This window comes from Bacillus daqingensis, from assembly GCF_042654445.1.
GTDB lineage: Bacteria > Bacillota > Bacilli > Bacillales > Salisediminibacteriaceae > Alkalicoccus > Alkalicoccus luteus.
Genome location: NZ_JBHSGK010000004.1, coordinates 197,835 through 209,931, shown reverse-complemented (window position 1 = coordinate 209,931; position 12,097 = coordinate 197,835). Strand labels below are relative to the sequence as shown.

The following is a 12,097-nucleotide window of genomic DNA, read 5'->3' as shown; positions in this document are numbered from 1 at the left end:
CAACCTCCATAAACCATAACGTAGTTTCGATAACTACATAATACCATGCCTCTATGATGAAATCCAGTTTTTCCTTTCGCTTTTTTACCGTTTGGCCTGCTTCACGCAAAAGTAAGGTACAATAACACGTAGATGCAAACAGGAGGAGTGACGAACAATGTCATTGGGAAAACAAGTAGAGGCGATGATGCTGGACCGGCACGTACACGTTGAGCAGCTGCCGGATCTGGATTTGTATATGGACCAGGTCATTCAGCTGTTCGAACTTGCTTATCAGGATTTAAAGCGGGATGAAAAAGAAAAAATCATGACGAAAACAATGATTAACAATTATGCCAAAGGGCACCTTCTGCTGCCTGCTAAAAACAAGCGGTATACGAAGGAGCATGTCATGATGATCAGCATGATTTACGAAATGAAAGGCGCGCTTTCTTTAAAGGATATTAAGAAGGTTCTCGACACAGCCGGCGTGACAGCACAGGAGCCTAAAAACGGAAGTGCTGCTTCGCTTTATCGCAGCTATTTGAACTGTGCAGATGAAAAAACAGAGCTCGTCCGCAGTGAGATGATTAAACAGGCAGCAGACATGGAGAAAAAAGAGGCAGATCCTTACGTGCAGCAGGTACTGTTGATTTTAAGCTTTATTCATCAAAGTAATTTATACCGGCGTGCTGCAGAAAAAATGATTGATTCCCTGCCATAGCAAGCTTCCCGGCAGTTTTTTACCTTTTCAGGTTTTAATTTCCTCTATTGATGGTATTAATACGAATAGGACGTCACCAGGATGTTCTTTACCATTAAAATTGAACTGGAGGAATGAATACGCATGAATCCACTTTACAAAGAGTTTTATAACGATCAGGAAGTAGTAGATGCTGTAACAGGAATTAAAGAAAAAGGTGTAAATGAAGATGATATTTACATTCTGACGCACGATGACGACCGCACGGAGCGTGTTGCTGATAATGCAGATGCAAATACGGTCAGCACTGGCGACATGGACTTCGGTACTGCGGCTAAAAATATTTTCCGTAAGCCCGGCGATGAGCTTCGCGCAAAGTTTGAGGAGCTTGGATTCTCCAAAGACATGGCCGGCGAGCTGGAAGAAAAGCTTGACCACGGAAAAGTAATTATTGTTGTCACGAATGCTCCGGACGGAATGGCGCTGTAAACACCATCCCACTTATAAAAAGGCGCTGCGGATAATCCGCAGCGCCTTTTGTTATGCAGCTTTCTCCGGCTCCCGACTTGGGAGTGACCATTCGAAATAAACGGAGCACAGCCTCATGATGACGACGAGTGCAACGATACCAAGCACCTCTGCCCCGCCGGTAACCCAGTTCATGCCGATTACCACGCCTGGAATCAGCGTCCAGGCAATGTAAATATCCTTTTGCAGGAATAACGGTTTGCGGCCGGCCAGTATATCCCGGATCATGCCGCCTCCTGTTCCGGTGAGCGCTGCAGCTGCTATCGATGCGCTTAACGGCAGCCCCATCGATGCGGCAAAGAGTGCGCCCTGAGCAGAAAAGGCCCCAAGCCCAATCGCATCAAAGAAAACGCCTCTTCGCAGCAGCGTCCAGCGTACGAGCCGAGGAAACAGAAAAGCAAACGTCATGACGACGAACGCCACGGTAAAGAGCCAGCCCTGGTCCCACAGCGCAGAGACGGGGAGTCCGATCAGCAGATTGCGGACTGCACCTCCTCCAAACGCCGTAATAAAACCAAGTATATACACCCCCATCAGATCATACCGCTCTTCAAGCGCCACATTGACACCGCTCAGCGCGAAAGCAATCGTCCCGATGATATTTAAAGTTTCCCACATGGTAAAACGTCCTTCTTTCCAGATAATTTCAGCACAGCTCCATCTATTCTACGAGATGTCCTGTGCGCTGGCAAGCTAGATTTTTACCTTCCGGGCTAACTGCTCGGCACGCTGCTGCGCACGCTGAGCAGCAGCTGTTTCATCAGCATGCACTAGCTTACGCTGCTTCATCACGAAGCGGCCGTCCACGATTACATCTTCTACTTCCTCACCAGAAGCCGCATACACCAAATTCGGGGTAATGGTATCAACTGGTTTCGTCAATGCCGGTGTCAGGGCCGGCGTTTCTAAGTTAACAACGATCAAATCCGCTTTTTTACCGGTGCGCAGGCTTCCTATTTCATGGTCCAGTCCGTGGACTTCTGCTGCTCCCAGCGTCGCCATATGGAGAGCCTGCTGTGCGGGAAAGACTTTCGGATCGCGAGCCTTTACTTTATTGAGCACTGCTGCTGCTTTTATTTCCTGAAACATACTGCTGCTGTTGTTGCCCGGCGCTTGATCGGTCCCAATCGCAGCCTTGCCCCCGGCTTCCAAAAACGCCTGCACCGGCGGGACGATGCCATCGATAATGCCAATGCTGCCGGGACAGTGAATCATATTCACGCCTTTTGAAGCAGCGTAAGCGGTCTCCTCCTCGTCTGCCTCGGTCAAATGCACAGCTGTTAACCGCTCATTTAATAAACCTTGCTCCTCCAGAAAAGCAATCGACCGTTTACCGTACCGCTTTTCAAGCTGGTACAGCTCGCGGTCCCCCTGACAGACGTGCATATGCAGACGGATTCCTCGTTTATCTGCTTCAGCCTTTGTTTGCTGGAGCAACTCAAGGCTCATCATGTCAGGTCCCTGTGGTCCGAGCAGCACAGTGATGCGTCCATTCTCTGCACCGTGCCATTTATCATAAAGGTCTGTACCTGCAAGCAACCGGCGCTTTCCCGCTTCTCTGTCCAACGGATACAGCTCTGATACCGGCAGGTCTCCAATATCATCCGGCAGTTCGTTAATCATTTCTGCTGCATGAAAGCGGACACCGAGTGAGGCATTTTGTTCAAGCAGACTGTCCATTTTTCTGTCGTAATCAGCAAACGTTGTCGTGCCGGCGCGGATGCCTTCGATAATGTTCATATAAGACCCGGCGAGCCGATCTTCCATCGTCATGTATTTCATCCATGGCCAAATACCCTTCTGCATCCAGTGATCCATATCCTGAGCGACTCCGCGGATTACCGCATAGCTGGAATGAATATGAGCATCGATCAGTCCCGGCATGATCAGCTTCCCTCGTGCATCGATTATTTCGGCTGCTTCTACGGTCTGTCTCAATGCTTCACTCGTACCGACGCCTGCTATGCGATTATCCTTTACAGCTACTGCACCATCGACAATTATTTCTTCACCGGGTTCCATCGTCAATACGCGGGCCCCTACCCATATTCGATCTGCCTGTATCATCGAACTCCTCCTTTTTATACATAGCGAAACAGGCTTCAGAAAAGACGAATTCTGAAGCCTGTCTTGTATCAGGTACTATAGCAGCAGCTGTTATTGAAGCTGCGCTTTTGATTCACGGTTAAATGCTTCCAGATCATTCGGGGTGCGGCTTGTGACAAGGTTGCCACAGACGACCACTTCTTCGTCAAACAAATTCGCTCCAGCGTGACGCAGATCCATGTGAATGGATTTAAATCCGGTTACTTTGCGCCCTTGTAAAACATCAGCTGTAATAAGCAGCTGCGGCCCGTGGCAAATAGCAAAGACGGGTTTATCGTGAAGCATAAAATGCTTGGAAAACGTAACAAAATCTTCATTTCCCCGTAAAATATCCGGCGAGAACCCGCCCGGAATAAACAACGCATCATAGTCAGCGGGGTCAGCCTGATCAATGCCAAGGTCCACCTCTGCTGTAGCATCCCCGTTTTTACCGGTGACCTTTTTGCCCTTCTCATCGCCAATGACTGTTACCTCATGACCGTCCTTTTGGAAAGCTTCCAGCGGCGACGTGTACTCAGAATCCTCAAACATATCTGTCATCACACAAGCGATTTTACTCATAGATAACCTGCACTCCTTTACTTGTTTACTAGCCTATTTTTTACGCAGTCTCTGCACGAGCTGCCACGCTACAACAACTAACTGGACGATGGCGATCAGTCTTCTGAATTTAGCCATATCCTTCACCTTCTTTCCAAAATTGCTTACAGAAATGGTTTTACCCGTTATCCGACTTTGAGAAACGAAATAAGGTATTTTTTACAAATTTCCGCGTATTTCTGCTTGATTGTGCTATGGTAAGGGAACATGTATCTGCATGTAACGATGGATCAAGACCGATAGGAGTGAAGCAGATGATTAAAGGCATTGCACATACAGCGTTTGTTACTGGCAATATGGACAAATCGCTTCAGTTTTACTGCGAAGATCTCGGACTCGAACACGCTTTTCAAATAAAAAATGATAAAGGCGAACCGTGGATAGAGTATATAAAAGTCGCTCCTCGTCAATACATTGAGCTGTTTTATGGAGGCAGCGGCGTTTACGAGCCCCAGAAGCAGGAAATCGGGCCGCATCACTTTTGTCTGCTTGTGGACAGCGTGGATGACGTCGCAGAGCGCTTGAAAAGCCGGGGCCTTCACCTGGATACAGAGCCAAAAAGGGGTGTTGGACAAAACCGTCAGTGCTGGGTCCGGGACCCGGACGGCAACCGGATTGAATTTCTGGAGCCTGATGAAGATTCTCCGCACAACCGCTGAAGCTGCACCCTGCGTACCGGCCTTTACCGGACGAAGGGTGTTTTTTATCAGAATAACTTACCGTGCCGGTACAGCAGCGTAAAGAGCCGCTTCAATGCATGCATGTAGCACGTGTTCCGGATGCCTGACAGCCCTTCTCTAAAATAAGAGTCAAACACTTTTTCGCAGCTTTTCGACATATGATCGGTCATATCTTTAAGCACTTCTTCTTCAGAATACAAATAGGTGACGCGATCCTGCTTCCACTCGATATAGGAGACCATGACACCGCCGGCATTTGCAAGAACGTCAGGGATTACCACTTTTCCCTGCTCGTGCAAATAACGATCGGCCTCTTTATCAATAGGGGCGTTCGCTCCTTCAACGAAAATATCCGCGTGAATCAGTTCTTTGTTATCCGCCGTGATCTGATCCTCCACCGCTGCAAGGAATAACACATCCACTTTTTGATAGACAAGCTCTTCAGGAGGAAGAATGTCTGCTTTGACGCCGATGCGGCTCAGAAGCTCTTCTGACACCGGCAGTTCCCGATGCTTCTCCTGATATTTAATCAGCCGGTCAACGTCAAGTCCGCTTTCATTAACAAGCGTCACCTGATGATCGCTGACAGCGGTGATGCGGTGATTCAGCCTGCTGCAGCTGTCTGCCATCTGCGCGGCCACACTGCCTACGTTACCAAACCCTTGAACGGCTGCTGTAATCGGCTCGCCTGATTCATTTTTATTCCGTACTCTGTGCAGCGACCGAAGCTGCTGACGGTGAACGCCTTCAGGCACCTCTTCCTCTTTCACATTCGAGGCCCAGCTGTCAGCAAGCCACAGGTAGCTGTGATAAACACCTCTCCCGGTCGCTTCCCGTCTTCCCTGTGCTCCGCCATTCGCGACGCTTTTACCTGTAAAAGCTCCCATGTAGTTGTTACCTGGATGGATTGTTTTAAATTCGCCGACCATCCAGTCCATCGTTTCTTCATTTGTTCCCATGTCCGGAGCCGGAATATCGTGTGTCGGACCAATATCCGGTGCAAAGCGCTGGACGTACTTTTTGCTGATCATATTCAGTTCCCGCGTCGAATACTGGTTAGGTGAAACGACTACGCCTCCCTTTGCTCCGCCATAGGGTAGATCATGCAGAGCATTTTTCAGCGTCATGAGCACTGCCAGATTTTCTACTTCTTCTTCATTCACATGCTCGTTGAAACGGATTCCGCCTTTATAAAAACCGGCAATGTTATTGTGCTGTACGCGGTAAGCGGGGATGCGTTCAATCTCTCTGTTATCTCGCGATACCCGAATGTAGCTTTTAATCACTTTATCGGTTGTTGTCAGTATTTCGGTGCCGCTTTGGAAAAATCGTTCTCGTGCATCGCCGTTTTCCTCCGGCAGAAACGTATCATCCTCATAGAGCCGCTTCATCATATCCTTGATCAGCATTTGCGTATCCTTTACAGTCACTGCGTCCCATCCCCTTTCCAATATACGCCTTTCATAGGCTTATTATACTAGACATCTTCCCTGTTCAACCGCATTCAAACGTTACAGCGACACTAAAATTGCGCTGTTTTTTATGGACGACATAATCAGGCGCTTTCAACTGATATGCGGAGAAGGAAATAGGCTCCGCATACGTTTCGATCAGGGTATGAAGCTGCTTTCTGTTTTTCCGACTAAAAATCCGCTCCTGATTTCAGGAGCGGTTTCCAGAGTGTCGATAAAGTCATTTTAGGTGAATAAGATTACATCTGCCTGTATCTGCGGACACTCGCTTTCCCGAGGGAACAGGCTCAGCTAATCGCTTCTTCCGTCGAAAGCGCTGGATCTTCGCCTCGTTCTGATCCAAGGTCCTTCGATGTCGGCAGCTGACAGTGCGTTTCACGTACCTGATTAGGCCTGCACGATCGGCTTCCGTACAGATAGAACCTTCCGGAAGAGACGTTTCGATATTGAATAGGGATGCCAGTCCTTCATCGAATTTATGATAAATGTAAAAAAAGCAGTCGCGTCTGCCTATCGTGACGTCGTTCTCCAACAAGCAGACCCGTTTTCCTGATGTGTCCGGCGGAGGCGCAACAAGCAGTCTGAAGATTTCGTGCCGTTCAGTTCTGTGAACGGCATCCACGCACGAGCGGAGCCGGACCGGCTCTTGAAGGCTTCTCGTGAGAAGCCTGTGTCCGAGCGAAGCCGCGCCATCCTCCCGAGCCATTCTCCCTGCTAAAAGGGGTCACCCTGAGAAATAGCTGAAGGCAAGCCCGCGGCAGGCTAGGTAAGCAGAGGGGAAAGACAACCAAACGAATAACATGTAAGTGGAAAGACTTTTTTAACAGCCTGAAAACCGCTCGTGATTTCAGGAGCGGTTTCGGTGAATAACAGAATAGATTTATTTTTCCAGCCAGCGTTTTGTAAGGTTGTTCGGAATATCCAGCTGATCGAGAAGCCTTGCTACCGTATGATCCACCATATCCATAATCGTCTCAGGCTGGTTGTAAAACGCCGGCATTGGAGGAACGATATGCACACCCATTCTGCTGAGCTTCAGCATATTTTCCAAATGGATATCATGCAGCGGTGTCTCCCTCGGTACAAGAATCAGCTTCCTGCGCTCTTTCATCACCACGTCAGCTGAGCGCGCAATCAGATTATCGGCAAAACCGTGAGCAACCGCACTTAAGGTTTTCATGCTGCACGGTACGATGACCATCGCATCCGTCTGAAAGGATCCGCTGGAAATACGGGCAGCCTGGTTTTCAGGCGGATGCACGACGTCTGCCAGCTGCTTCACTTCTTCTGCCGTCCAGTCTGTTTCAATCCGGATCGTCTTTTCCGCCCATGAGCTGACGATCAGATGTGTTTCAATATCGTTCATTTGCTGAAGTGCCTGTAACAGACGGATACCGTATATTGGTCCGGTCGAGCCGGAAATGCCTACAATAATTCGTTTCGTCATACATGTCTTCCTTCCTTATAGTTCTTCATGATGCCCGGCCTCTTTTGGATTGACGATACCGCTGCCGAGACGTTTTCGTTTAGGGAGTGATCCAAGCAAATACCAGCCCAGCACACCAAACAGGGAAAAGCCAATCGCATTGACTGCACCATGCCAGACAAACATCATACTGTACGAAATAATGTCCACCTGAAACGTCACGCCGAACGCATACAGAAACGTGACGCCCATCGATACGAGCAGCGATGTACACGCAAGCAGCAGACACGCTCTCGTGCGAAGAGTCATCTTCGGCAGCAGCATCAGCCACCAGATGCTGAGCCAGTAAAGGAGTCCTGCATAAATCGTAACATAAACCAGCTCCAGCGGCGGACCTTGGATAACACCCAATGCAATCAATGGGGAACCGATCGCCGCACCGATTGCAAGAAACCGGTATGCCGTGCCGGTATCGCCGCGCAGCGACACGAGAAGCCGGCCGAAGGCCCCTGTTAATACAGGAATAACGACCGCCGAATAATGATAGTGCACCGTCGTCAGCGACATCGTCAGTTCATCATATGGAAGAACTTGATCAATCCCAGCCTGCCAAAGAATCAGCCAGATACCTCCGACCCCGGTAAAAAGCAGGCCAACATCAATAATCGTTTCCTCAGCCGGATAAAGCCCCCTGCGGTAGATTCTCCATGCGCCGCATAGCGCAACGACGAGCATGAACAAAAACCAGATGGATGCCAGCACGATCGACAGCACCAGCGGTTCAAACGTGACCGAGGCCAGACCGAAAATGCCTGCTAAAAAGGAGCGCTGGGAGAGCCAGCGCAATATGAACTCTGCTTTCATATTCGGCCGCTTCGGAACAGCGATATGCAGGAGAAGCGGAATCAATATGAGAAACGACAGCACGAGGGCAGCTGACACGATATCGACATCTGCTATGTACAGCCAAATTACAATAACTACGGCTCCAAGGCCTACGTTCAGTTTTGCGGTCATCGCGAATCCCTGCCCTTCTTCAACCCGTGCCATGCTCCCCCTTCCCTTTCCCGTTTTCATGCTCTGTTAAGCTGTTATTTAACCGAGTGTTCTACCGTGGTTCGTATTCTGAGCGCAAGAGCCGGGTCGTCCGTGATGACAGCCGTGCATCCGGTGCGGCAAAGCTTTTCCAGATCGTCCGGGTGATTAACGGTGTACACACGGACTGCCATGCCGCGTTTCTCCAGCTCACAGATTTCTGCCGGTGTCATCATGGTGTACTGAATGTGCAGCCCTGTGATGCCGTGCTCTTTTTTGTACCGATCCGGTTCCAAAACCGCTCCCAGGCTGAGCAATGCTGTATCAGCTTCTGCTCCTTTCAGCATGGGCAGCACGGGGTGGTCGAAAGAGGAGAATACGGGTCTTCTTCTCTGCGGATATTTTTGCAGCAGATTGACCGCTTCCATTGCCGTTCGTTCTCGATCCTCGGGTAAATGCTTTAGTTCTATATTCAGCTGGATATTCTGCGGCTGAGCCCATTTCAGCACCTCTTGAAGAGCTGGAACCCGTTCAGATGCAAATTTATGGTCAAACCAGCTGCCTGCAGACAGGCCCGACAATTGCTTGAGAGTAGATTGGTTGACTGCTCCATGACCGTCTGTTGTCCGGTCAAGCGTGTGATCATGAATGATAACGAGTTCGTCATCTGCTGTCAGCTGGACGTCTAATTCAATCCCCTCTGCGCCAGCAGCAACTGCTTCCCGAAAAGCGATCATGGTATTTTCCGGAAACGCGCGTGAGAATCCTCGATGTGCAACGATAGCTGGTTTCATCTGTCACCCTCCTCTTTTTCTCTATCGTACCGCATCACCAGCCTGAACTCCTATTAACGTCTTGTAAAGATCATATATCAACTGTAAACAACAGCTCGGATTCATGTGGAAAAGCGGCAAATCAGACGTGGAACCTTGTTTTTTTGGGAAACGACAAAAACCACCCACCTGCTAAAGGTGAGTGGTCGAGAGAAACTGCCGAAAGCGCCTTACGGCTTCATCGTTTTCCAGCTGTCGACGTGATGGATCGCTGTTCCTCCATAGTAGGGACCCGCGTACCGGGCCGATACCAGGTCAAGCTGCTGCTTCATGTATGCTTCGCCTTCTTCAAAGAACGTTACATGATTGCCTTCGTGAGACTGCATGGTTTCCACTCCGACGGTGACCGGCGTTTTGTGCTTTGCTGCGAAGGCCATTTCATTTTTTACGATTTCATTGATTGCAGAAGCTGTATCCCGGTAAGCCATAAGTGTCACGCCATCAAGCTGCTGAATCACCCATTCTGCGAGATTCCCGCTTCCGTTTTTGTTTTTAAAGCTGATTTCGTCAAACCAGAATGGCAGATCTGCTTCCAGCGGCAGTCCTGCCGCAGCACTCTGTCTTTTCGCTGTCAGCAGAAGTGATTGAAAATCGGCGATCGTCTTCGCACGATTGCTGTTCCAGCTGCTAAGCAGGTACGGCTCTACATCTAAGTGAACGCCTTGAAAGCGTTCTGCTGCTCCCGCACGCTTCTGGTAGTCTCCCAGCCAGTTCATCATTGTCGTCAAATGACGATCTCCTTTTGGTGCCGCCCATTCCGGTGCGCCATCGAGGGCATAGACGCTGATTCCTTCCGTTCCTGCACGACGGATAAAACTTCTGTAGGAAGCCTGTGGGACACTGCGATCAATTTGTACAAATACACGCTCGACATTCTTTTCTTTTAGAAAGGCAATGGTTCCACTCTCATCTTCGACAAACATCCACGGGTTCCAGAGCCAAGTTGCGTTCGGAGCTGAAGCTGCTCCAGCGGGAGCCGCCCAAATTCCAGCTGCCATAGCAGTCACCACCAGCAGTAACAGGACTTTTTTCATCGCAAAAAACCCCTTTCTGTGCCAGCCGAGGCTCACAGAAACGGGCCCGGCAACCTGACGACCATACGCTATTCAGCGGTTAGGCTCACGGCTTTGCGTCCCATCTTTTCAGATTGGTTTGCCTTTGTCACATGTTATTTTTGTTACTATTATACCCCTTAGCCGATTCGTTCATATGAGTAATAGGAACTAAATCTGTCGTGATTTTTTATGAATAACACGAGACTTTCTCATCTCTCCTTCCCTTTTCGGCTTCAAAACAAAGATCCACGCTTATGAAGCGTCAAAAACCGGAAGCATGAACTGCTTCCGGTTTTCCATCCTCATTACTCAGTTGTTCTCATGCAGCCACAGGTCATCTGGATTGCCGAATTCGCTGTAAATGTGATTACGGGCCTCCACAGCTTGTCTGCGCAGGTTTTTATAATCGAGTCCAACCATTTTTCCGTCTCGCTTTACTGCTTCGCCGCCGACAAACACGGAGTCTACGTTGCCGGTATGCGTACTTGTAACGACAGCACCGATCGGATCGTTGACGGGGAAGAGGTTCAGGTCATCTGTTCGAATCATGATGATGTCGGCTTCTTTTCCTGGAGTGAGACTGCCCGTTTTGTGATCCAGCTTCAGCGCCTTCGCACTTTCAATTGTAGCCATTTCCAGCACTTGATGCGCATGAATATTCAAAGGTGGTCCAGGCATTTCTCCTTTTGCAAGCAGCTGATCATTGATGCGGGAGCGCTCTGCCTGGAGCGCGAACTTCATTTGGGCAAACATGTCCCCGCCTGTTGAAGTAACAACATCGACACCGAGCGCAGGCTTTACGCCGTTTTCCAGGCAGAGCCCTGTTGCCGGATACCCGTGTCCCATCGCCATTTCAACTTCAGGCGTGACTGAAATCGATCCGCCGTGCTCTGCCAAGAGCTTCATTTCTTCCGGACTGACGGCATTTGCATGAGCAAAGTTGAGGTCTGATCCGAGCAAGCCTGCCTGATGCAGCTTTTCGATCGATCTGTCAATCGCCCCCCACGTTCCAAATCCGAGGTGCATGCTCGCTACGCCGTTTAGTTCTCTTGCCAGCTTTATCTCTTCCACTGACGTATCCCAGGAACAAAACTCAGGACCGCGGATCGCAAGTCCCATCGTCAGCCGCTGATCGCCTGAGGAAAAATATTGATTGGCAATCGAACGTGCGTCATCTCCGTTGGTCAACGTGCTTTCCCTGTTCCAATAATCCCCGTCACCAGGGCATCCGTAAGCAAACACGCCGCGAATTTTGGATTCCTGCAGGCCGCGGATCATCTCTTCAGCGTGATCCTTGGAGATGACCATCGTCCAATCCAAAATCGTCGTCACACCGGCTTCAAGTGCCTCCAGTGCGCCAAGCAGGTTGCCAATATAGTCGTCCTGCGGCCGCCTTTTAGAACCAATGTTGCCGTAATAAATGCTGCCCAGATATTTCTGCAGGGACCAGTCTGCTCCTGTATTGCGAATGACTGATTCCCACGTATGCCGGTGGCTGTCGACAAGGCCTGGCATAACAATCATGTTCTCAGCATCGATAACTTCACAGTCCTCTGCCTGAATGTCGTGGTGAACATCTACAATCTTCCCGTCTTCAATGAGAATGTCCCCTTTTTTAAAATCCCCTTTTGCCGGATCCATTGTCAGGATCATACCGCCTTTAATCAACTTTTTACTCAT

General features: G+C 49.5%; 12 protein-coding genes and 1 riboswitch. Of the genes, 3 read left to right on the top strand and 9 right to left on the bottom strand.

Going from position 1 to position 12,097, the window contains the following annotated elements; genetic code table 11:
* The first annotated feature begins 157 nt into the window (after positions 1–157).
* Together ACFO4L_RS05860 and ACFO4L_RS05855 are read left to right on the top strand one after the other, a co-directional pair.
* The gene (locus ACFO4L_RS05860) at positions 158–703 is read left to right on the top strand and encodes a DUF1836 domain-containing protein (RefSeq protein ID WP_377908767.1); all 546 of its coding nucleotides are present in this window, start codon (positions 158–160) and stop codon (positions 701–703) included.
* Positions 704–826: 123 nt separating this feature from the next.
* Complete coding sequence (locus ACFO4L_RS05855) at positions 827–1,171, top strand: YflT domain-containing protein (RefSeq protein WP_377908766.1); 345 nt, start codon at positions 827–829, stop codon at positions 1,169–1,171.
* Between the two features lie 51 nt (positions 1,172–1,222).
* On the opposite strand, the gene ACFO4L_RS05850 is transcribed toward ACFO4L_RS05855, so the two are convergent.
* From ACFO4L_RS05850 to ACFO4L_RS05840, 3 genes are all read right to left on the bottom strand, one after another.
* The gene (locus tag ACFO4L_RS05850; protein WP_377908765.1) at positions 1,223–1,828 is read right to left on the bottom strand and encodes a trimeric intracellular cation channel family protein; all 606 of its coding nucleotides are present in this window, start codon (positions 1,826–1,828) and stop codon (positions 1,223–1,225) included.
* A gap of 75 nt (positions 1,829–1,903) precedes the next feature.
* The gene (locus tag ACFO4L_RS05845) at positions 1,904–3,277 is read right to left on the bottom strand and encodes an amidohydrolase family protein (RefSeq protein WP_377908764.1); all 1,374 of its coding nucleotides are present in this window, start codon (positions 3,275–3,277) and stop codon (positions 1,904–1,906) included.
* A 90-nt stretch (positions 3,278–3,367) separates the two neighbouring features.
* Positions 3,368–3,877, bottom strand: a complete 510-nt coding sequence (locus tag ACFO4L_RS05840; protein ID WP_377908763.1) for a type 1 glutamine amidotransferase domain-containing protein — start codon at positions 3,875–3,877, stop codon at positions 3,368–3,370.
* Between the two features lie 293 nt (positions 3,878–4,170).
* Between ACFO4L_RS05840 and ACFO4L_RS05835 the strand changes: the two genes are divergently transcribed.
* Entirely contained in the window at positions 4,171–4,575 is a 405-nt protein-coding gene (locus ACFO4L_RS05835; RefSeq protein WP_377908762.1) for a VOC family protein, read from the top strand.
* Positions 4,576–4,622: 47 nt separating this feature from the next.
* On the opposite strand, the gene ACFO4L_RS05830 is transcribed toward ACFO4L_RS05835, so the two are convergent.
* From ACFO4L_RS05830 to ACFO4L_RS05805, 6 genes are all read right to left on the bottom strand, one after another.
* Positions 4,623–6,026 carry a Glu/Leu/Phe/Val family dehydrogenase gene (locus tag ACFO4L_RS05830; RefSeq protein WP_377908761.1) on the bottom strand — a complete coding sequence of 468 codons (1,404 nt, stop codon included), beginning with the start codon at positions 6,024–6,026 and terminating at the stop codon, positions 4,623–4,625.
* 922 nt (positions 6,027–6,948) lie between these two features.
* Complete coding sequence (locus ACFO4L_RS05825; RefSeq protein ID WP_377908760.1) at positions 6,949–7,515, bottom strand: non-oxidative hydroxyarylic acid decarboxylases subunit B; 567 nt, start codon at positions 7,513–7,515, stop codon at positions 6,949–6,951.
* Between the two features lie 15 nt (positions 7,516–7,530).
* Positions 7,531–8,544: a YndJ family transporter gene (locus ACFO4L_RS05820; protein WP_377908759.1), complete on the bottom strand. Its 1,014-nt coding sequence runs from the start codon at positions 8,542–8,544 to the stop codon at positions 7,531–7,533.
* A 41-nt stretch (positions 8,545–8,585) separates the two neighbouring features.
* Positions 8,586–9,323, bottom strand: a complete 738-nt coding sequence (locus ACFO4L_RS05815; protein WP_377908758.1) for a glycerophosphodiester phosphodiesterase — start codon at positions 9,321–9,323, stop codon at positions 8,586–8,588.
* A 209-nt stretch (positions 9,324–9,532) separates the two neighbouring features.
* Positions 9,533–10,396 (bottom strand): amidase, encoded by an 864-nt coding sequence (locus tag ACFO4L_RS05810; protein ID WP_377908757.1) that lies wholly within the window; start codon positions 10,394–10,396, stop codon positions 9,533–9,535.
* 45 nt (positions 10,397–10,441) lie between these two features.
* Positions 10,442–10,529, bottom strand: a riboswitch (cyclic di-GMP riboswitch).
* A gap of 197 nt (positions 10,530–10,726) precedes the next feature.
* Complete coding sequence (locus tag ACFO4L_RS05805) at positions 10,727–12,097, bottom strand: amidohydrolase family protein (RefSeq protein WP_377908756.1); 1,371 nt, start codon at positions 12,095–12,097, stop codon at positions 10,727–10,729.

Excerpts from the sequence above, each read along its gene's own strand:
- ACFO4L_RS05860 (WP_377908767.1), top strand. The coding sequence starts at position 158 with ATGTCATTGGGAAAACAAGTAGAGGCGATGATGCTGGACCGGCACGTA.
- ACFO4L_RS05855 (WP_377908766.1), top strand. The coding sequence starts at position 827 with ATGAATCCACTTTACAAAGAGTTTTATAACGATCAGGAAGTAGTAGAT.
- ACFO4L_RS05850 (WP_377908765.1), bottom strand. The coding sequence starts at position 1,828 with ATGTGGGAAACTTTAAATATCATCGGGACGATTGCTTTCGCGCTGAGC.
- ACFO4L_RS05845 (WP_377908764.1), bottom strand. The coding sequence starts at position 3,277 with ATGATACAGGCAGATCGAATATGGGTAGGGGCCCGCGTATTGACGATG.
- ACFO4L_RS05840 (WP_377908763.1), bottom strand. The coding sequence starts at position 3,877 with ATGAGTAAAATCGCTTGTGTGATGACAGATATGTTTGAGGATTCTGAG.
- ACFO4L_RS05835 (WP_377908762.1), top strand. The coding sequence starts at position 4,171 with ATGATTAAAGGCATTGCACATACAGCGTTTGTTACTGGCAATATGGAC.
- ACFO4L_RS05825 (WP_377908760.1), bottom strand. The coding sequence starts at position 7,515 with ATGACGAAACGAATTATTGTAGGCATTTCCGGCTCGACCGGACCAATA.
- ACFO4L_RS05820 (WP_377908759.1), bottom strand. The coding sequence starts at position 8,544 with ATGGCACGGGTTGAAGAAGGGCAGGGATTCGCGATGACCGCAAAACTG.
- ACFO4L_RS05815 (WP_377908758.1), bottom strand. The coding sequence starts at position 9,323 with ATGAAACCAGCTATCGTTGCACATCGAGGATTCTCACGCGCGTTTCCG.
- ACFO4L_RS05810 (WP_377908757.1), bottom strand. The coding sequence starts at position 10,396 with ATGAAAAAAGTCCTGTTACTGCTGGTGGTGACTGCTATGGCAGCTGGA.
- ACFO4L_RS05805 (WP_377908756.1), bottom strand. The coding sequence starts at position 12,097 with ATGAGTAAAAAGTTGATTAAAGGCGGTATGATCCTGACAATGGATCCG.